At 67.2% G+C, this 1383-nt stretch carries 1 protein-coding gene; it reads right to left on the bottom strand.

Going from position 1 to position 1383, the window contains the following annotated elements; translation table 11 throughout:
• Positions 1-48: 48 nt before the first annotated feature.
• Positions 49-1281: an IS481 family transposase gene (locus tag PSR1_RS23225; protein WP_059439635.1), complete on the bottom strand. Its 1233-nt coding sequence runs from the start codon at positions 1279-1281 to the stop codon at positions 49-51.
• Positions 1282-1383 lie beyond the last annotated feature (102 nt).

The following is a 1383-nucleotide window of genomic DNA, read 5'->3' as shown; positions in this document are numbered from 1 at the left end:
AACCAGTCAAGACATCGCTGACACTTGGCTGTAGGGTCGGCGTGGTTTTCAGGCAGTTACGGTCTTCTTCTTCCGGGGCTCCGGTCCTGCTTCGGAGGCGTTGACGGTGGACGGGTCGGGGCTGACGCGGCTGACGAGTGAGCTGACAGGGCCGCTGCTGTAGACGTCGCCCAGCGACGGGATGATCTCGAGCGAGCCCAGATCGACGCCGAAGAAGTACGCGTGCCAGCGCAGCGCGTCCTCCTGGCGAAGACCAATGATGTGGCCGACCAGGGCCGAGCTGACGAAGACGGTGTCGTCGTTGACGGAGACGTTTCCGTTCCTCGAGACCCGCCTCGTCTTCCACTCGGGCGGGTAGCTCGGGACCAGCGGCGCCAACGATCGCCGATTGGAGTCTCGATATACCTCCGCCGGCGTCTTCCCGCCGAGGGCGTCGTGCGGGCGGACCTCGTTGAAGTCGACCATCCAGCGGTCGCACGCGCGCTGCTGGGCGCGGCGCGTACGCGCTGGCCGGAGCTCGAGCTCGCTCAGATCGCGGTGCATCCGCTCGTGGCCGCCGTTGTCCTGCGGACAGCCCGGGCGAGATCGCACGAGCCGGATTCCGAGCGAGATGAGCCAGGCCGAGAGAAGGGTCAGCCCACCGCGGGCACGGACGCAGATGAAAGGCGGGCCGTTGTCGCACTGCATTGCCGCGGGCAGGCCGTGCTGCTCGAACACGTCCAGCAGGACGCGCCGGACCTGCTGCGCACCGGTCCGTGCAAGCAAGGTGACAGCGAGGACCTTCCGGCTGAAGGCGTCACGCACTGTCAGCGGCTCGCACTTCTCACCGTTCTGCGCCCGCCACCACCCCTTGATGTCGATCGTCCACAGTTCGTTCGGCGCCTTCACCTCGATCCGGGGGCGGCCTTCGACGCCCCAGACCCGCACCCGAGTTCGCCTCCGCCGTGTCTTCCCGAGCCGCTGGAGGACGCGCGATACCGTGCTCCTGCTCGGCGCGAGTTCGCCCAGCGTACGCTCCAGCACGCGGGCGATCTTGTCGGGGCCCCAGGTCGAGTGGCGGTCGCGCAGCTCGAGGATCCCCACGACAATGTCCTCGCCGGTCGCAAGCGGGCTCGAGACCGGCCGGCGGCTCTGCTCGGAAAGGCCGACGTAGCCCTGCTCGTGGAAGCGGCGGAGCCACTTGTGGCCGGTCTGGCGCGAGATGTCGTACTCGCGGCAGAGCGCCGAGATGTTCGCACCGGGCGTGCTGGCCTTCTCGATGAACTCGAGCTTCTGGCTCATGACTCGCTGCTCTTTCCAGGGCACCGCGACAGTCGAGCAGTCGAATCTGTCAGCGATGTCCTGAGCCGTTTTCAGTCAGCGATGTCTTGGTACTGCACCGGG

This window comes from Anaeromyxobacter sp. PSR-1, from assembly GCF_000964525.1.
In the GTDB taxonomy this organism is placed as follows: domain Bacteria; phylum Myxococcota; class Myxococcia; order Myxococcales; family Anaeromyxobacteraceae; genus Anaeromyxobacter.
Note: the sequence above shows the minus strand (reverse complement) of the source record. Positions and strands in the feature narration are given on the sequence as shown.

Coding starts and splice junctions, on each gene's coding strand:
- PSR1_RS23225 (WP_059439635.1), bottom strand. CDS start 1,281: ATGAGCCAGAAGCTCGAGTTCATCGAGAAGGCCAGCACGCCCGGTGCG.